The following is a 17,856-nucleotide window of genomic DNA, read 5'->3' as shown; positions in this document are numbered from 1 at the left end:
GTCTCAGCTCCGTTCTGGGAAAAGCGCCTTGAGGCCTTCGGGCGATGGTGTTGCGATGCCGCGCTCGGTGATCAGGCCGGTGATGAGTCGGGCGGGCGTGACGTCGAAGGCCGGATTGGCGGCAGGGCTGCCCTCCGGCGAAATGCGCACGCTGGCAATCGAGCCGTCGCTGGCGCGCCCCTGGACGAAGCTCACTTCGTCGGCGGTTCGCTCCTCGATCGGGATCTCCTTGATCCCGTCGCGGACCGTCCAGTCGATCGTCGGCGAGGGGAGGGCGACATAGAAGGGGACGCCATTGTCGCGCGCAGCTAGCGCCTTCAGATAGGTGCCGATCTTGTTGCAGACATCGCCATTGGCCGTCGTCCGGTCCGTGCCGACAATGACCATATCGACATCGCCGTGCTGCATCAGGTGCCCGCCAGCATTGTCGACGATCAGCGTGTGCGGCACACCGTGGCCGTTCATTTCCCAGGCGGTGAGATAGGCGCCCTGATTGCGCGGGCGTGTTTCGTCGACATAGACATGCACCGGAATGCCTTCCTCGACAGCCATGTAGATGGGTGCAGTCGCAGTGCCATAGTCGACGGTCGCAAGCCAGCCGGCGTTGCAATGGGTGAGGATGCGCACGGGTTCACCCGGCGCCTTCTTCGCAGCAATCTCGCGGATGACCTTCAGGCCGTTTGCGCCAATGGCGCGATTGAGTTCGACATCTTCGGCCGCGATCTCGGCGGCACGATCATAGGCCGCCTTGGCACGCCCGCCTTCCGGCAAGGGGCGCAGATGGTCGCGCATGGCGGTCAGCGCCCAGCGCAGATTGATGGCGGTCGGGCGTGTTTCGTTGAGTTCCTCCCAGACGGCGTCGAGATGGGCGTTCGACGGGTCCTTGGCCATCGCAATCGCAACACCGTAGGCGGCCGTGACGCCGATCAGCGGTGCGCCGCGCACCCACATGTCGCGGATGGCGACGGCGACATCGGCGACCGTTTTCAGCGTCACGACGCGGAACTCGTGTGGCAACCAGCGTTGGTCGATGATATCGACGGAGCGTCCGTCCTCGTTGAGCCAGATCGTATGGTAGTGGCGTTCTCCGACTTTCACGCTGATGTCTCCTTCTGAAGGCGCTCCGCGAGTGCGCGGATGTCCTTGAGGCTGTGGATATGATGCCGGTTGACGGCGAGGTGACGCCCGAGCTTCAGCGCCCTGGTTTCGCAGGCAGCACGGCGATCGGGGTCGATGATGGTTTCGAAGTCGGCGTTGTGGGCGAGCCCCAGGATGCGGCGGTGTATCTCGACACCGGCAAAGCCCAACATCTCGCGCCAGATCTCGTCGATGACGATATCGAGCGCCTGTTCGGCACCGAACGGATCGTTGCGCGCCTCAAAGAGGCTTGCCTGATAGAGAATGCCGTTACGCTCCGTGCGCCAGAGATGGGCGAATTCGGTGCGGAAGGTTTCCCAGATGACTTCGACCGTATCGAGCAGATAGGTGCGCATGCCATCTCGGGCACTGGGCGCGTTTTCGTGTCCGCTCTGCGAAAAATAGCTCATCCAGAAATTGGCAAGCAGCATGCCGACGTCGAAGCTGATCGGTCCGTAGAACGCGAACTCCGGGTCGATGACGCGGGTCTCGTCGTCGGTCACCATAACAGAACCGGTATGCAGATCGCCATGGCAGAGCGTTTCGGCTTTTGCCGAGAACAGATGTTTCAGCCGCTGTGCTTCGACCTTGAGGTCGCGGTCGGCGCGAAGCTCGGCCACGATCGGATCGAGCTGGGGCGTGGTGTGACGATTGAGCTCGGCCTCGACGTAGGGATCGGAAAACACCAGGTTTTCGGTGATGTCGCAAAGCTCGATATTGTCGGCGAAAAGCGCAAGGTCCGTCTTCTTTTCTCGCGTGGCCATGGAGAGGTCGGAGCCGCGAAAGAGCGTGCGGGCGACGAAGAGGCCGAGGTCACGCCCGATTTTCGGCAGTTGCCGCCCGTCGATCAGCGCGCGCCTCAAAATGACGTGCGGCGTCAGGAACTCCATGACGATGAGCGCCTGGGATTCGTCGAAGAAATAGATCTCCGGCACGAGACCGGGGTCACGCGCTGCCTGGCGCTTCAGGGCATGATATTCGAAATAGGAGCGCTTCAGCGGCAGCGGCCAGCTTTCGCCGACAAGGCGCACATAGGGCAGCGCCTGCTTGACGATAGCAGCGCCCCTGTCGCCGGAGACGATGAAGACCAGATTGAGGTTGCCGTCGCCGACTTCCTTAACGCTCCAGCGCGAAAAGTCCGGCCCGATTTTTTCTCTCAGGACGGTGTTGCCGCCGAGTTTTTCCGGCAACGTCGCAGCGCTCAACGCCTCGAAGACCTGCTTGTCCATATCGTTCTCCTCCAACGCATGGCGCGGGCCTCCACCGCTCGCAGCCATGCCGTGTGTGGTCACAACTAAGGCGGCATGCTAGCAAATGTCAATGGCCTTGACATTTGACGGAAGCCTATCCTAACCTGCCTTCATCGGGAGGAGAGAATGAGCGAACAGGCAGTGTTTCGCATTGAGGGCGTGCGCAAATCCTTCGGGCCGGTACCGGTTCTTCGAGGGGTGGATCTCGATCTCAAGGCTGGGGCGGTTACCGTTCTGATGGGCGCCAATGGCGCCGGCAAATCCACGCTCGTGCGGATCCTGAGCGGCGTTTACACGCGCGACGCCGGCACGATCACGCTCGCCGGCATGCCCTTCGAGCCGACGGCCCCGGCCGAGGCGATCCGCGCCGGCGTTGTCACCGTGCATCAGAACATCAATGACGGGGTGGTCGCCGATCTCGACGTCGCCACCAATCTAACGCTCGACCGCTTGAACGGGCGCGGTGCGCGGCTGTTCTTCAACCCGCGTCGGGTGCGCCGAGAGGCCGCCGCGGTCGCCTCGCGCATGGGGCTTGCGATCGATCTTGCCGCCAATATCAACGACCTGACGCTTGCCGACCGGCAGATGGTGGCGATCGCCCGTGCCATGGCGCATGAGCCGAAGGTGCTGATCCTTGACGAACCGACCTCGTCGCTGTCGAGCGCGGAGGCCGACCGGCTTTTCGATCTCGTCGATCGGCTGAAGGCGCGCGGCGTCGCCATTCTCTATATCTCGCATCGCATGTCGGATATTCGCCGGCTGGCCGATAGCATCGTGGCGCTGCGTGATGGCCGCATCAGTGGCCGCTTCGAAGGGCCGGAACTGGACTATGAGGGTGCGGTCAACGCCATGCTCGGTCGCAAGGTCTTGGCTGGCGCCGTTGATCTGCGCGACGGCGGCGCTCCGGTCTTTGCGGTCAGCGGCCTGAAGTTGTCGGAACAGGCGCGCCCCTTCGATTTCACGCTCCGTGACGGGGAAATCGTCGCCGTCACCGGGCTCGTCGGCGTCGGCAAGACCGCGCTTGCCGAAACCCTGTTTGGCGCGCGCGCTCCGTTTGCGGGTGAGATGACGCTCGACGGCGCGCGTTACGCGCCGGCAAGCACCGGAAGGGCTATCGCCCGCGGCGTCTTCCTCGTCGCCAAGGACCGCGCCGAAAGCGGCATCGTGCCCGACTTCAACATCTACGAAAATATCAGCCTGCCGTTCCTGAGCCGGCTCTCGCGCTTCGGCATATCGAGCCGGCGGGCGGAAAAGACCAAGGCACGCCAGCAGATCGCCGCCCTCGGTGTCGTCTGCCGCAGCGAGCGCGACGAGTTGCAGACGCTTTCGGGCGGGAACCAGCAGAAGGTGATGGTCGGGCGCTGGCTTTCCGAGCCGTCGCGCCTGCTCATCCTCGACGAACCGTTCCAGGGCGTCGACATCGCCGCACGCCGCGACATCGGCGAGAAGCTGCGCGCCTCGGCCGCGGGCCGCGCCACGATCCTCTTCGTGACCGAACTCGACGAAGCCTTCGAAGTCGCCGACCGCATCCTCGTGATGTCGGAACAGACCATCGTCGGCGAGCACCGCAATGCCGACATCGATGTCGAGCGGCTCCTGTCGGAAATCGCCGGTCAATTCTATCAACAGGTCCATGCGTCATGAGCAGTGAACAGAGCAATTCCGCAGCACCGGTTGCGGTCCCTTCGAGCGCATCGGGAATTCGCGAGGCGGCCATCAAATACGGCTTCCTCGTGCTTCTCGCCGGGATGGTCCTCTATTTCTCGCTCGTGACCGGCGGCTTCGCCTCACCGCAGAGTGCGGTCTTCATCCTGCAGTCGGTGTCGATTACCGGCATCCTGGCGCTGGGCGTGACGGCCACGCTTGTCGTCGGCGGCTTCGATCTTTCGATCGGCTCGGTCGCGACGACGGCGATGATGGCCTCGTCCTATGTGATGGTGGTGATGGGCGGCGACGCACTGACGGCGACGCTCGTGTGCCTTGCCATCGGTGTCCTGGTCGGTTTCGTCAACGGCGTCATTATCGTCTACATGCGCGTGCCTGACCTGCTGGCGACACTCGGCATGATGTTCCTCTTGCTCGGCCTCCAGCGCATCCCGACGGAGGGTCGGTCGATTGCCACAGGCATGACGCTTCCCGACGGCTCGGTCGCCGGCGGCACTTTCAGCCCGGCCTTCCTGGCACTCGGCCGCCACCGCTTCGATTTCGTCCTGCCCAACCTCGTGCCGGTTTCGGTCGTGGTGCTGATCGTGCTGGCGATCGTCATCTGGTTCTTCCTCGAATACACCCGCTTCGGCCGCATGATGTATGCCGTCGGCTCCAACGAGCGGGCAGCCGGCCTCGCCGGTGCGCCGGTCAATGCCTACAAGATTTCGGCCTATATCATTTCCGGCGTCTTCGCCTCGATCGGCGGCATCCTGCTTGCCGCCCGTCTTGGTCGCGGAGACATCGCGTCGGGCAACAACCTGCTGCTCGATGCGGTTGCCGCAGCGCTCATCGGTTTTGCCGTGCTCGGCGCCGCCAAGCCGAATGCTTTCGGCACGGCGATCGGCGCGCTCTTCGTCGGCATCCTGCTGCAGGGCCTGACGATGATGAACGCGCCCTATTACACCCAGGATTTCATCAAGGGCGCCGTGCTCGTCGCTGCCCTGATCTTCACCTTTGCGCTCTCGAAAAGAGGCAAACGCTGAAGGGGTGCCCTTCAGCGGAAAACAAAAAGTTCACCAGTGGAGGAGACTGACATGAACATGACTCGCAGAAGCCTGGGCCGCTTGACGCTTGGGTTGATGGGGGCAGCCGCCTTCGGCGTGCCGTCCTTTGCAGCCGACATGCCAAAGCCGTTCGACAAGGCCGGCGATGTCAAGATCGCGCTTGTGCGCTACCTTTCGACCGGCGACTTCTTCCAGTCCTATCTCGCAGGCGTCGAGGCGCAGTCCAAGGCGCTCGGCGTGCAGCTTCAGGTCTTCGACAGCCGCCAGGATGCAGCGCTCCAGGCCGACATGGTCGACCAGGCGATCGCGCTTGGCGTGCAGGGCATCATCATCCAGCACGGCCTGACCGAATCGATGAAGGAAGCTGCCCAGCGCGCGGTTGACGCCGGCATCAAGGTCGTCGCCTTCGACGTAAACGTCGAGAACGAGAAGATCCCGCAGATCGAGCAGTCCGATCGCGACCTCGCCCGCCTCGCGCTCGAGCAGGCCGTCAAGGACAATGGCGAAAGCTTCAAGGCAGGCTACGTCTATGTCGCCGGCATCGCGCCGCTCGACCGCCGCGACGAGACCTGGAAGGAATTCAAGGCGAAGTATTCCGGCATCGAGGAAGCCGCACAATTCGGAACGATGGACAACCCGATCGCCAACTCGGTAGCCAACCAGGCCCGCGCGGTGATTTCGGCCAAGCCCGACATCACCGTGATGTTCGCGCCCTATGACGAGTTCGCCAAGGGCGTGAAGATCGCCGTCGACGAAGCGGGCCTGTCTTCCAGCGTCAAGATCTACTCGGCCGACATTTCGACGTCCGACATCGCCGCCATGCGCGAAACGGGCTCGGCCTGGACGGCGACGGCCGCCACCAACCCCGCCGTCGTCGGCCAGGTCTCGGTCCGCTCGCTCGCCATGCTGCTTGCCGGCGAAGACCCGGGCCGCCAGGTGGTCGTACCGCCGACGCTGATCACCCAGAAGGACCTGAACGATCAGGACATCAAGAACATGGAAGAGCTCGGCGTGAAGCTGCCGCAGTTCGCCCATGCAGATGTTGCCATGCCCGCATGGATGCCGAAGCCTTAATCTCCCAAGGCGAAACGAAAGGGGCGGTCGATCAGACCGCCCCTTTTTTTGTCCTGGTTACTCTAATTCGCTTTCCGCCTTTGGCGGCACCCAGGCTTCGATCGCCGTCTCGGGATAGATCTGCACGGAGCCCGGCTCGAAATGGCTTTCGATCGCGTAGCCGAGGCTGGTCAGGTCTGTGCGATACCAGCCGACGATCTTGCCGCGCCATGAGGCGCGGCCTTTCTTGGCGGCATAGTCACCCATTTGAAACGCGGCATCTGCGGGCCATCGATCGACCATTTCGTCTCCATCCGAACAACTCTGGCGGGAGACTGCAGTGTGGCACGTTTTTACGCTTAGACGGAAGCGCTCAGCGCATCGCCGCTGCGATATTGCCGCCATCCACAGTCGTCACATCCGCGGTGGTTCGTTCTGCGAGCGCGTGGTGCACGAAGGCGCGCGCTACGTCCTCGGCCGTCACTTCGAGACCGAGCAGGTTTCCGCCCATGTAGTCCTTGACCGAAAGGCCGCGAGCGGCTGCACGATTGGCGATCATCTCGTCATTGAGCAGACCCGAGCGGATGCGATCGGCGTTGACGGCATTGACGCGGATATGGTCGGCACCATGCTCAAGCGCATATTGCCGCGACAGAAACAGCGTCGCCGCTTTCGGCAATCCGTAGGCGCCGAACTTCGCGCCCGGGTTGACTGCCTGCTTGGAGGCGTTGAAGAGCAGCACGCCGCCGGTCTTTTGTTCCTTCATGATGCGCACGGCATTCTGCGCGACCGTCTGATGCGCGAAGAAATTCAGCTCGAAGCTACGGCGCAGCAGGGCGTCGTCCATCGTCGCAATCGGGCTTTCCCAGGCGGCGCCCGCATTGGAGACGACGATATCGACGCCGCCGAAGGTCGCGACCACCCGGTCGAAGGCGGCGCGCACCGAAGCGGGATCCGTGATGTCGCAGGCGATGCCAATCGAGTTGTTGCCGGCCGCCTTTGCCACGACCGCAGCCTTGTCGCCGTCGAGATCGAGCACGACGGCATGCGCGCCCTCGGCGACGAAAGCCTTGACGATGGCAGCGCCGATGGCGCCGGCGCCGCCGGTGACGAGCGCGACCTGGCCGGTAAACGGCTTCGGCTTGGCGCCTGCGAGTTTCGCCTGTTCCAGCGACCAGTATTCGAGATCGAAGAGATCCGGCCGGCTGACCGGCTCGAAGCGGCCAACGGATTCTGCGTCGCGCGCAGCCTCGATCCACATCTCGCCGACGTCGACGGCGATCATCGCGTCCTTGTAGGTGCGGCCATGGCCGAACATGCCGAGCCCGGGCACCAGCGTCAGGCGCGGCATGGGATCGAGCATGATGCGCTTGACGTCGTCTCGTGCGTCGTTGCTGTGGAAATACCCGGTGTAGTCGGCGGCAAAGGCGGTGACCCGCGCGTCGATCACGGCCCGGTAGCCCAAGAGATCATCTTTAGCCGGCGCCGGAAGCACCATCGGGCCGGTCTTGATGCGGATGGAAAGATCGGGCGTCGAAACGCCCCTGGCTGCCATCTCCTCAACCTGCTGCGCATTGACGAAGTCGAGGATATCGGGCGAGGTGCGGAACACACTGACCATGCGGTCAAAACGGCCTTCGCCCTTGTCGACGGCAACGGCGCCGCGCAGCATTGGCGCGATATCGGCAGGGCTTGCAAGCACTGCGGGCAGGGCGGCGGGCGTAAACGGATTGTGCCCCTTCGCTTTCACATGCTCTTCGGCAAGCGTGACATAGTGGATCATCCGATCATAGGCTTCCTTCGCCGTGTCGGCGAAGGTGAAGATCCCGTGCTTGTCGAGGATCAGCCCCTCGACTGTCGGATCCTGATCGAACACGTCCGCCGCAGCCTTCGCCAGCGCGAAGCCCGGCATGATGTAGGGCACGAAGCCCATCTTCCTGCCGAAAAGCTCGGCGCACATCTCCCGGCTCTTGGCCTGATCGGCGATGGCAAGAATGGCGGTCGAATGGGTGTGGTCGACGAACTTGTGTGGCAGGAAGGCGTGCAGCAGCGCCTCCACGGACGGGTTCGGCGAGGCCGGGTCGATGAGGTTGGCGCGCAACAGCGTCACCATGTCCTCGTCCGAAAGCCTTTCGAGCTTGCGGCTCTTGAGCAGGGGGGCGATCTTGACGGCTGGCAGGCCGGGGGGCTCGATCGTGCCCATGTCCCAGCCACTGCCCTTGACGCAGAGCACGGCATGCGTGTCCCCGACGAGGTCTGTGATTTCGGTTTTCACCGAGGTGTTGCCGCCGCCATGCAGCACGAGCCGCGGCTCGCCGCCAAGCAGTCGCGTCGTATAGGTCCGCAGCGCCAGATCGCGGCCGGTGCCCTTGGCCTGATAGCCCGCAACGACCTTCTCCGCCTCGTCGTCGCGCCAGAGATTATCCATAAGTTCAGCCTCCCGATAAACCGGCCCGGCCGGTATCGGCGGACCCAAATTCGAGGCTCAGGGGGCGCCTGAGCCGCTTCTGCCAAGCCCTTCGCGGTTCCAGCGATCGAGGACTTTGCGTGCCATCGACTCGGTGATGACGAGATGCGAGGCGAAGCCGCCCTTCAAGGCCGCCATCAGCGGTTCGAACTTGCTGTCCTCCTGCACGACCAGCATGCGCTTCTTGATCGTGCGGATGGAGCCCAGATCGGCCGAAATGCAGCGGCGATTGTGCTCGCAATCCATCCATTGGCCGTCGCGATCGATGAGCTGTCCGGCAATGACGCCGGCCGCGCCCTTTTCGCCCATCGCATGCATGTCTGCAGCCGAGAGCGCGCCGCATTTGACGAGGTGGCTGTCATCCTCGATGCCGCCGACCGAATAGAGCGCCAGACCGCAGTCGGAGATGGTCGCGAGCTGCTCCTTGATGACGGGTTCGCCGCGCAGTTCTTCGGCGAGCCGCTCGGAGGAAAGCACGAGCGGCGCATAAAAATTAATCCCTTCGGCATTGAGGCGGCGGGCGATTTCCGTCGTGCATTGATCCGGGCGGTAGGAATAGGGCGCGCCGAGGTTGCCGCAAAGTTGCACGACCGTGACGCCGCGCAGGTCCGCAAAGGGCATGACGTCGGCGATATGATAGACGGTGCGGCCCCAGGCAACACCGATCCGGTCGCCCTTGTTGATCAGTTCGAGAAAAACGGAGGCCGCGACGACGGGCATTTCGGCGGCCGGGTCCATCGCCTGCCGATCTTCCGGCACGAGCCATGCAGTCGTAAGCCCGGTGGCGTCTTCGAGCTCGCGGGCAAGCACGTCCTGCGAAAACAGTTCTGTCGACGTGGTGATCGTGACGATGCCCATCTCGCGGGCCTTGCGCAGATACATGGCGATCGAGGCGCGGGATATCTCCAGCCGCTGCGCCACTTCGTCCTGGCGCAGGCCGTGCGTATAATAGAGCCAGGCGGCCTTGTGAATGATTTGGTCTGTGGCTCGGATGGGCATTGGCGGAACCTTCGCAAGATGGATCTGACATATTTCATCTATACTGACAAAAGTCAACGTCGTTGACGAATGTCGCCACGTCGCGCGCACTGCAGCAGCTGAACCTCTATTTGAGTGATGGTCTTTACGGCGTCGCTTCTCGCCGCGAACGCGCTTGCAGCCCACAGCCGGTTGCAAACGGAATCCATATGTGAACATACTATTCATATAAGGATCCGAATGGAGATCGAGCGGCATTGCCCTCGGGAACCGTCGAACGGACCCGCAGTTGCCGACCTATTGCATCAGGGACTGACCAATGGATGACTTCATGCCCACTGTCGGGGTGTCCTCGACCCATCCCGGGGACATGCCGGAGGAGCACGCCGCGCTTCCCGTGTGGAACGCGGAAAACTGGTTCTATGAGGACTGGCCAGTCGGCCAGCGTATAAGGTCATTGCGTCGCACGATCGCCGAGAGCGACAGCCACCTCTTCAATACGCTCGTCGTCGACATCCATCCTTACGTGCAGGATCAGATGTTTGCCGAGCGCGAGGGCATCTTCGGCAGGCGTCTCGTTGCCGGCGCCTTCGTCTTTTCCGCAGGCCTCGGGCTGGTCGCCACCAACTGCGTCAACGCCTTTTCCTACGGTTATGACAAGCTGCGCTTCATCAAGCCGGTCTTCATCGGCGAAACGATCTACACGATCCGTACCAACATGGACAAAACGCCCCGCTACAGGGAGCTCGGGCTTATCCGGGCCAGCTACCAGGTCTTCAAGGGCGAGGGGGAGCTGGTGCTCTACTGTGAGCACCTGCAGACCGTGAAATACAAAAACCCCGCCGACTTCGTCGGCAAGACCGAGAAGTAAGATACCGATGACCGAAACCAACGAACTGCCGCTCTCTGGCCTTGTCGTCGTCGACATGAGCCAGTTTCTCTCAGGCCCCTACTGCTCCTTGCGCCTCATGGATCTCGGGGCGCGCGTCATCAAGATCGAGCGCCCCGACGGTGGCGACCTGTCGCGCCGGCTTTATCTGAGCGACACCGAGATCGGCGGCGATTCGACGATCTTTCATGCCATCAACCGCGCCAAGGAAAGCCTCGCGATCGACCTCAAGAACGAGGCGGATCTTAAAGCCTTGCAGACGTTGCTCGCCAAGGCCGACGTGCTGATCCAGAATTTCCGTCCCGGCGTCATCCAGCGGCTCGGGCTCGACTACGAGGCGGTCAAGGCGATCAACCCGAAGATCGTTTATGCCTCGATCAGCGGCTATGGCGAGGAAGGCCCCTGGGTGAAGCGGCCGGGGCAGGATCTGCTCGCGCAATCGCGCTCCGGCGTCATGTGGCTGAACGGCGATGAGGGCCAAGGGCCGGTGCCCTTTGGTCTGGCGATCGGCGACATGCTTGCGGGCGCCGCAGCAGCGCAAGGTATCCTTGCAGCCCTCGTCCGTCGCGGCATTTCCGGCAAGGGCAGCCTGATCGAGACGAGCCTGCTCGAGGCCCTCGTCGACTTCCAGTTCGAAGTCCTGACGACGCACTTGAATGACGGCCGCCGGCTGCCGACCCGGTCGGGTTTTCGCAGCGCCCATGCCTATCTGTCGGCGCCCTATGGGGTCTATCCGGCCAAGGACGGCTATCTCGCCATCGCCATGACGCCCATCCCGAAGCTTGCCGATCTCTTGCAAATGCCACAACTCGACGCCTATCGCGACGATCCGGCTTCCTGGTTCTCCGAACGGGACGAAATCAAGGCGCTGATCGCCAAGCGGATCGCCGAAAACACCATCGACCATTGGCTTGGCGTGCTTGAGCCTGCGGACATCTGGTGCGCCCGGGTTCTAAACTGGAACGAACTGCTCGAAAGCGAAGGCTTCCGCGTGCTCGACATGCTGCAGACGGTGGTGCGCGAGGACGACGTTTCGATCCTGACGACGCGTTCGCCGCTCAGGGTCAACGGTAAGCGTGCGCAGGTGGACCGCGCAGCACCACGGATCGGCGAGCATAGCACCTCGATCCGAGAGGAGTTCGGCCTGTGAGCGTCACATTGAAGGGCATGACCTGGAGCCACCCGCGCGGCTACGATCCGATGATCGCCTGTTCGCGGTTTTGGCAGGAACGCACCGGCATAACGGTAGAATGGGACAAGCGCTCGCTGCAGGATTTTGAGACCTATCCGGTCGAGGAATTGGCGCGGGCCTATGATCTTATCGTCATCGATCATCCGCATGTCGGCCAAATCACCAAGGAGAAGTGCCTGGCGCCGCTTGATGTGGAAGGCCGCCAAGCCGAGAGGAAGGCGCTTGAGGATGCGAGCGTCGGGCGCTCCTATCCGAGCTATACCTGGCAGGGCCGGCAATGGGCCTTTCCGATCGATGCGGCGACCCAGGTCCAGGCGTGGCGCCCGGACCTGACGGACCGTATGGAAAGCTGGACCGACATGCTGGCGCTCGCGCGACAGGCAAGGGTGGCGCTGCCGATGCGCCCACCGCATTCCCTGATGAGCTTCTACACGCTCGCCGGCAATCTCGGTTCCCCCTGCCGCAGTGACGCTACCGGGCCGCTGATCGATCCGGATGCGGGCATCAACGCCTTCGAGCGCCTGCGTGAACTGACAGACCTGATCGATCCCTCCTGCTTTTCCATGGACCCGATCGCCTTGCTGGAGGCAATGAGCGATCCGGCGTCGAAAGTTGTCTGTGCACCTCTGATCTACGGCTATGTCAGCTACGCGATGCCGGGCTTCCGGCCGTCGCTCGTGACGTTTGGCGATGTTCCGGTTGCCGGAACCAATGGTCCGGCAGGCTCGGCCCTCGGCGGAACGGGGATTGCGGTCTCGGCTTTCTCACAGGCGCGGGAAGCGGCGATCGATTTCGCCTATTTCGTTGCGAGCGGCGCCGTCCAGCGCGGTCCTTATGCCTCAGGAGGCGGGCAGCCCGGCCACGCGGCCGCCTGGGATGACGACGCCGTCAATGCCGCGACATCCGATTTCTATCGTGCGACGCGCAAGACGCTGGAGAGCGCCTGGGTTCGCCCACGGCACGACGGCTACATGGCGTTCCAGCAGGCGGCATCCGATCGCATCAACGACGGCCTCACGGGCAAAGAGGCGGCGGGAAAGGTCGTCGACGATCTCAATCGGCTGTTTGCAGAGAGTTTTGCTACAGCCTGATTTCTGAGTTCCGGGATGCCCAGGCGTCCCGGAACGGACTTAGGGCAGGGCTTGCTAGGCGAGATTCCAGATCCGGCGCGCGTTGTCGGCAAGCAGCTTGCGCTTTTCCTCCGCGCTGCAGCCTTCCAGAAGCGCGTGGGTGGCGCCGACCCAGGTCGAAAGATTGCCGCCGAGTGTGCAGACCGGCCAATCGCTTCCCCAGACCACCCGATCCCAACCAAAGACGTCGATCGTGTGCTCGACATACGGGCGCAGCGTCTCGACCTGCCAGGCCTCGTCCGCATAGGCGACGACGCCGGAGATTTTTGCCGTGACGTTCGCACGCTGGGCGATCTCGCTCATGTGCTCGCGCCAGGGATGCTCGGCGCCGGCGCGAATGTCGGGCACGCCGCAATGGTCGAGGATAAACGGAACGTCGGGCGCCAGATCGGCAAGCGCAATCGCCTTTTCGATCTGGTGCGGCAGGACGCAGAGGTCGAAGGTGAAGCGACGGCCGCCGAGCCGGCGGATATTGTCGCGAAAAGTCGCTCCTTCGGAGAGATCATCCGGCATCACATGCAGCACGCGGCGGAAGCCCTTGACGAGGCCGTTTGCTTCCTGGCGTTCCAGATAGGCCGAAAAGCCATCCTCTTCAGGTCTGCAGGCGGCAATAGCGCCCTTCAGCAGGCTATCCGCCTGGCCTGCGAGCCGCGCGACCTCGGATGTCTCCTTCTCCATCTCTAAAGGATCGACATCGACCTCCATGTGCAGGCTGGCCGTAATGCCGAGCCGCCGCGCTTCGCGCTCGTAGGTGGCGTAGAGAAAGTCCTGGTTGAGGGCAGGCACACCGGCGAGCCAGGGATAGGCGAGCCTCGACCTGTCGATGAGGTGAAGATGGGTGTCGATGATCAAGGCGCGCCTCCTCCGAACGGCTTCTCACATAAGAATGATCTATTCAGATAAGAAGTACGACCGTTCCCAAGTGCCGTCAATCTGTTGTGGAGGCCACGTCCGAACCGGCCAACGTCGACAGTTGCTCGGCGGTTTTCAGCAAAAGGGCGATGCTTTCAGTGATGTCTGGCGCCGAGGGCGCGTTAACGAGCGCGATATAGGGAACGGTCAGCGCCGCGATGCCGCGGCCATCAGGCCCCAGGATCGGCGCCGAGAGGTTATAGACGCCGGCTGTCTGCGCGCTCGCCATCATTTCATAGCCGCGCTCGCGGATCTGATCGAGGCGCGCGTAGAACTCAGGCCCGCGCGGGACCTCGTCTTTGCTCCTGGCATGTTCCGCGATCATCATTTCGCGCTCTTCGGCCGAGCGGAAGGCAAGCAGGATATGGCCGGAACCCGTGTCGAAGAGGCTGATATGCGACCCGACCCGGATCGAAATGCCCCAATAATCAGGCGCTTCCTGCTGGGCGATGACGACGGCGGAGCCACGATCGAAGACGGCGAGGTGGTTTGCCTGCTTCGAGCGCTGGGCAAGATCCCGCATCAAGGGCGTGGCGTAGGAGGCAAGCCTGCGGACCGGCGCATGCAGTTGCGACAACCCGAAGAGCTTCAATGTCAGCGAATAGCGATCTCCGTCGATGCGCGTGACATAGCCGCGCCGCACCAGCCGATCGAGCATGCGGTAGAACTCGTTCGGACTCCGGTTCAGGCGCTTGGAAATCTCGGCCTGCGTCAGTCCGCCGTCGACGCTGGCGAGCAGCTCGAGAATGTCGAGCCCCTTATCAAGGGCCGGTGCGCGGTAGCGATCTGACTCTTCGGTGTCCATGAAGCCTCCTTGGTGAATATTCATATCCATATACGCAGACGAAGGCGCCCACAAAGGAAACTTCTCCCTTGACGCCTCATAAAAATGTTGTTTGTATATGAATTAGTTTCTCACAAATGAGAACGTCGCGTCAGGAAGAGGGCGTGCACATGGGAGGAGTGGATATGAAAAGGCTGCTTGCCGGCGTCTCCGCCGGCGTCGTTATGCTTGCCTGTGCAGGGGGAGCGGCGAATGCCGCAGAACTGCCCGGCAAGTTCGAGGGCGTCACGATCGACGCCAAGCTGATCGGCGGACAGCAATACGAAAAGCTCTACGAGCGGATCGGCGAATGGGAGAAGGCGACCGGCGCCAAGGTCAACATCCTGTCGAAGAAGAACCACTTCGAACTCGACAAGGAGATCAAGTCGGACATCGCGACTGGCGGCGTCAGCTGGTGCGTCGGCTCGAACCATTCCTCCTTCGCGCCGCAATACCCCGACATCTACACTGATCTCCTGGCGCTCCTGCCGCCGGAGGAGATCGCCAAATTCGTGCCGGCGCTGATCGACGCTTCGACGCTCGACGGCAAGCTGGTGATGTTGCCGCGCGCCCAGTTCGACGTGTCGGCGCTCTACTACCAGAAGAGCCTCTACCAGGACGAAGCCAAGAAGACCGCCTTCAAGGCGAAATACGGTTACGACCTCGCGCCGCCGGACACCTGGGCCCAGGTCAGCGATCAGGCCGAGTTCTTCGCCGCCCCGCCGAATTTCTACGGCACGCAGTTTGCCGGTAAGGAAGAGGCAATCAACGGTCGCTTCTATGAAATGCTGGTCGCCGAAGGTGGCGAATATCTCGACAAGGACGGGCGCCCGGCCTTCAACTCGGAAGCCGGTGTCCATGCGCTTGACTGGTTCGTCAAGCTCTACAAGGACAAGGCCGTACCGCCGGGCACGACCAACTATCTTTGGGACGACCTCGGCCAGGGCTTTGCCTCGGGTTCGATCGCCCTCAATCTCGACTGGCCTGGCTGGGCGAGCTTCTTCAACGACCCGAAGTCCTCCAAGGTCGCCGGCAATGTCGGCGTGAAGGTGCAGCCGGCCGGTTCTTCCGGCAAGCGCACCGGCTGGTCGGGCCATCATGGCTTCTCGGTCACCGAAGATTGCGCCAACAAGGAAGCGGCCGCTTCGCTCGTCTGGTGGCTGACCAACGAGGACAGCCAGAAGCTGGAATCGGCTGCCGGCCCCTTGCCGACCCGGACTGCCGTCTGGGAATACAACATCAAGCAAGCCGAGGGCGACGCCTACAAGACGGAAGTGCTGCAGGCTTTCCAGGAAGCCGCAAAGCATGCCTTCCCGGTTCCGAAGACGGCCGAGTGGATCGAAATCTCCAACGCCGTCTATCCGGAACTCCAGGCCGCCATCCTCGGCGACAAGACGTCGAAGGAAGCGCTTGATGCCGCCGCTCAGAAAGCGACCGGCATTCTCGAAGACGCGGGCAAGCTCTGATCGTTACCCATGAGGCGGCGCCGATGCCTTGAAGGCGCCGGCGCCGCCTCAGCCATTTCATGCAATCCTCAGGACTGCCCGATGAAGCTCAAGAAATTGTCAGCACCGGCCCTGCTTCTGCTTCCGGCCTTTGTCGTGCTCGCGGCGGTGATCGTGTTGCCGCTCCTTTTTTCCTTCTATTCGAGCTTCACGCCGTTCCGCTTGACCAAACCGGAGACGCTGTGGGTCTTTGTCGGCCTGCGCAACTACGCGACCGTACTTGGCAACGCCGAATTCTGGGTCGCGTTTGGCCGCACCGTGCTGTTGCTGACTGTGGCTCTGAACGCCGAGATGCTCCTCGGTCTCGGCCTGGCTTTGCTTGTCAACAAGGCGACCCACGGCCAGCGCCTGCTGCGCACCATGATGATGTTTCCGATGATGTTTTCGCCGGTGCTCGTCGGCTTCCAGTTCAAGTTCCTCTTCAACGACAATATCGGCTTCGTCAACAATGCGCTGCAGTCGCTGGGACTGACGGATCAGGCAATTCCCTGGTTGATCGACGGCAATCTCGCACTGCTCTCGATCATCATCGCCGAAGTCTGGTCCTCGACCGCAGTCTTTGCGATCCTGATTCTGGCCGGCCTGCTCGCCATGCCGAAGGATCCGGTCGAGGCTGCCCATGTCGACGGCTGCACACCCTGGCAGACCTTCCGCTATGTCACCTGGCCCTATCTGATGCCGTTCGCCTTCATCGCCATGACGATCCGCTCTCTCGACGTCGCGCGCGCCTATGACATCGTCAAGATCATGACCGATGGCGGCCCGGCCAAGCGCACGGAGCTACTCTGGACGCTCGTCGGCCGCACAGCCTATGCCGATGCCCGCATGGGGCTCGCCAACGCCATGGCCTATGTCGCGATCCTCCTGTCGATCGTCTTCACCGTCTATTTCTTCCGCAAGCTCGCCGCGGCGCGCCAGCAGATCGGAGCCGAGTGGTAATGGATATCAACGCTTCGCACCGCCTGCGCCGCCGCCTGTTGAAGACGGTGCACCTGATCGGCCTGTTTCTCGCAATGGCCGTGATCTGCCTTCCCGGCCTCTGGATCGTGCTGTCGTCGCTGCGCCCGACCGTCGAAATCATGGCGAAACCACCGGTTTGGATCCCCGAGAGCATTTCGCTCGATGCCTATCGCGCCATGTTTGCGGGCGCCGGGCAGGGTGGCGTTCCCGTCTGGGACTATTTTCGCAATTCGCTGATCATCTCGGTGACCTCGACGGTGATTGCACTGGCGATCGGCATGGCCGGCGGCTACGCCTTTGCCCGCTATCGTTTCAAGGCGAAGTCGGCGATCTTTCTCGGCTTCATGCTGACGCGCGCCGTGCCTGGCATCGCGCTCTCGCTGCCGCTCTTCATGCTCTACGCCCGCACCGGTATCATCGACACGCATTTTTCGCTGATCCTGACCTATGTCGCGCTCAACGTGCCCTTCACCATCTGGCTGATCGACGGCTTCTTCCGCCAGGTGCCGAAGGATCTCGCCGAGGCCGCCCAGATAGACGGCTGCACGCCGTGGCAGGCCTTCTGGCAGGTGGAGTTTCCGCTTGCCGGTCCCGGCATCGCATCCGCCGGCATCTTTGCGTTCCTGACGTCCTGGAACGAGTATGCGCTTGCCTCGCAGATCACCCGCTCGGTCAATTCCAAGACCTTGCCGGTCGGGCTTCTCGACTACACCGCCGAATTCACCATCGACTGGCGCGGCATGTGTGCGCTCGCCGTCGTGATGATCATCCCGGCGCTGACCCTTACCTTCATCATTCAGAAGCACCTCGTTTCGGGCCTCACCTTCGGCGCGGTGAAAGGATAATCGT

The 17,856-nt window shown here is 62.6% G+C and carries 16 protein-coding genes; 9 read left to right on the top strand and 7 right to left on the bottom strand.

Going from position 1 to position 17,856, the window contains the following annotated elements; all coding sequences use genetic code 11:
• Positions 1-3 precede the first annotated feature (3 nt).
• Complete coding sequence (gene mtnA / locus BLU15_RS24070; RefSeq protein ID WP_090298603.1) at positions 4-1,098, bottom strand: S-methyl-5-thioribose-1-phosphate isomerase; 1,095 nt, start codon at positions 1,096-1,098, stop codon at positions 4-6.
• The gene (gene mtnK / locus BLU15_RS24065) at positions 1,095-2,366 is read right to left on the bottom strand and encodes an S-methyl-5-thioribose kinase (protein ID WP_090298601.1); all 1,272 of its coding nucleotides are present in this window, start codon (positions 2,364-2,366) and stop codon (positions 1,095-1,097) included. Before mtnK ends, mtnA begins: the two co-directional genes overlap by 4 nt.
• Positions 2,367-2,513: 147 nt before the next feature.
• Between mtnK and BLU15_RS24060 the strand changes: the two genes are divergently transcribed.
• From BLU15_RS24060 to BLU15_RS24050, 3 genes are read left to right on the top strand one after another with little or no spacing between them, the layout of a single operon-like run.
• Positions 2,514-4,031: a sugar ABC transporter ATP-binding protein gene (locus tag BLU15_RS24060; protein ID WP_060517943.1), complete on the top strand. Its 1,518-nt coding sequence runs from the start codon at positions 2,514-2,516 to the stop codon at positions 4,029-4,031.
• Positions 4,028-5,077 (top strand): ABC transporter permease, encoded by a 1,050-nt coding sequence (locus BLU15_RS24055; RefSeq protein WP_051659349.1) that lies wholly within the window; start codon positions 4,028-4,030, stop codon positions 5,075-5,077. Before BLU15_RS24060 ends, BLU15_RS24055 begins: the two co-directional genes overlap by 4 nt.
• Positions 5,078-5,128: 51 nt before the next feature.
• A complete protein-coding gene (locus tag BLU15_RS24050) occupies positions 5,129-6,172 on the top strand; it encodes a substrate-binding domain-containing protein (protein WP_060517939.1) in 1,044 nt (347 codons plus the stop codon).
• Between the two features lie 57 nt (positions 6,173-6,229).
• On the opposite strand, the gene BLU15_RS24045 is transcribed toward BLU15_RS24050, so the two are convergent.
• The 3 genes from BLU15_RS24045 to BLU15_RS24035 form a co-directional block, all read right to left on the bottom strand.
• Positions 6,230-6,454 (bottom strand): hypothetical protein, encoded by a 225-nt coding sequence (locus BLU15_RS24045; RefSeq protein WP_034796449.1) that lies wholly within the window; start codon positions 6,452-6,454, stop codon positions 6,230-6,232.
• Between the two features lie 70 nt (positions 6,455-6,524).
• Positions 6,525-8,579: a bifunctional aldolase/short-chain dehydrogenase gene (locus tag BLU15_RS24040; RefSeq protein ID WP_060643833.1), complete on the bottom strand. Its 2,055-nt coding sequence runs from the start codon at positions 8,577-8,579 to the stop codon at positions 6,525-6,527.
• Between the two features lie 57 nt (positions 8,580-8,636).
• A complete protein-coding gene (locus BLU15_RS24035) occupies positions 8,637-9,617 on the bottom strand; it encodes a sugar-binding transcriptional regulator (protein ID WP_034796445.1) in 981 nt (326 codons plus the stop codon).
• Between the two features lie 298 nt (positions 9,618-9,915).
• On the opposite strand from BLU15_RS24035, the gene BLU15_RS24030 reads away from it, so the two are divergent.
• The 3 genes from BLU15_RS24030 to BLU15_RS24020 are packed head-to-tail and all read left to right on the top strand — an operon-like array spanning position 9,916 to position 12,768.
• Entirely contained in the window at positions 9,916-10,467 is a 552-nt protein-coding gene (locus tag BLU15_RS24030) for a MaoC family dehydratase (RefSeq protein WP_060517935.1), read from the top strand.
• A gap of 7 nt (positions 10,468-10,474) precedes the next feature.
• Positions 10,475-11,635 (top strand): CaiB/BaiF CoA transferase family protein, encoded by a 1,161-nt coding sequence (locus BLU15_RS24025; RefSeq protein ID WP_060517933.1) that lies wholly within the window; start codon positions 10,475-10,477, stop codon positions 11,633-11,635.
• Positions 11,632-12,768, top strand: a complete 1,137-nt coding sequence (locus BLU15_RS24020) for an ABC transporter substrate-binding protein (RefSeq protein WP_090298599.1) — start codon at positions 11,632-11,634, stop codon at positions 12,766-12,768. The genes BLU15_RS24025 and BLU15_RS24020 overlap by 4 nt, the downstream gene beginning before the upstream one ends.
• Positions 12,769-12,822: 54 nt before the next feature.
• Here BLU15_RS24020 and BLU15_RS24015 read toward each other — a convergent pair whose 3' ends face one another.
• Both BLU15_RS24015 and BLU15_RS24010 read right to left on the bottom strand, forming a co-directional pair.
• On the bottom strand, positions 12,823-13,659 hold the full coding sequence (locus BLU15_RS24015; protein ID WP_060643830.1) for an amidohydrolase family protein: 837 nt from the start codon (positions 13,657-13,659) through the stop codon (positions 12,823-12,825).
• A gap of 76 nt (positions 13,660-13,735) precedes the next feature.
• On the bottom strand, positions 13,736-14,524 hold the full coding sequence (locus BLU15_RS24010; RefSeq protein ID WP_034796531.1) for an IclR family transcriptional regulator: 789 nt from the start codon (positions 14,522-14,524) through the stop codon (positions 13,736-13,738).
• A gap of 164 nt (positions 14,525-14,688) precedes the next feature.
• Between BLU15_RS24010 and BLU15_RS24005 the strand changes: the two genes are divergently transcribed.
• The 3 genes from BLU15_RS24005 to BLU15_RS23995 all read left to right on the top strand — a co-directional run bounded on the left by BLU15_RS24005 (position 14,689) and on the right by BLU15_RS23995 (position 17,852).
• Positions 14,689-16,008: a type 2 periplasmic-binding domain-containing protein gene (locus BLU15_RS24005; RefSeq protein ID WP_034796434.1), complete on the top strand. Its 1,320-nt coding sequence runs from the start codon at positions 14,689-14,691 to the stop codon at positions 16,006-16,008.
• An 81-nt stretch (positions 16,009-16,089) separates the two neighbouring features.
• A complete protein-coding gene (locus BLU15_RS24000; RefSeq protein ID WP_034796432.1) occupies positions 16,090-16,986 on the top strand; it encodes a carbohydrate ABC transporter permease in 897 nt (298 codons plus the stop codon).
• A complete protein-coding gene (locus BLU15_RS23995) occupies positions 16,986-17,852 on the top strand; it encodes a carbohydrate ABC transporter permease (protein WP_034796430.1) in 867 nt (288 codons plus the stop codon). The genes BLU15_RS24000 and BLU15_RS23995 overlap by 1 nt, the downstream gene beginning before the upstream one ends.
• The last annotated feature ends 4 nt before the right edge of the window (positions 17,853-17,856 follow it).

This window comes from Ensifer sp. YR511 (assembly GCF_900103045.1).
Classification (GTDB): domain Bacteria; phylum Pseudomonadota; class Alphaproteobacteria; order Rhizobiales; family Rhizobiaceae; genus Ensifer; species Ensifer adhaerens.
The sequence above is the reverse complement of the archived record's forward strand: the minus strand, read 5'-3'. Positions and strand labels throughout refer to the sequence as shown.